Source organism: Streptomyces sp. SAJ15 (assembly GCF_007595705.1).
Classification (GTDB): domain Bacteria; phylum Actinomycetota; class Actinomycetes; order Streptomycetales; family Streptomycetaceae; genus Streptomyces.
Genome location: NZ_NISY01000062.1, coordinates 1 through 214 on the forward strand (window position 1 = coordinate 1; position 214 = coordinate 214).

1 protein-coding gene is annotated in these 214 nt (G+C 65.0%); it reads right to left on the reverse strand.

Annotation, left to right across the window (positions count from 1 at the left end; all coding sequences use genetic code 11):
- Positions 1-13: 13 nt before the first annotated feature.
- On the reverse strand, positions 14-214 hold a 201-nt coding region (locus CD790_RS34330), incomplete at its 5' end, for a transposase (RefSeq protein ID WP_144387291.1).

A 214-nucleotide genomic window follows, 5' to 3' on the forward strand; every position in this document is an offset into this window, starting at 1 on the left:
CTAAGACCGTGTCCTATGTGGTGAGGCGGACGAGTCGCTTGTAGCAGCAGATTGCGGCGGCAAGTCCGAGGAATGCCAGGTAGTTGCGGGGATCGCGTTCGTAGCGGGGCGAGAGTCGGCGGTAGCCGGTCAGCCACGACATGGTGCGCTCGATCACCCACCTGCGGCGGCCGAGGCGTTCGCTGGACTCGATGCCCTTGCGTGCAATGCGGAC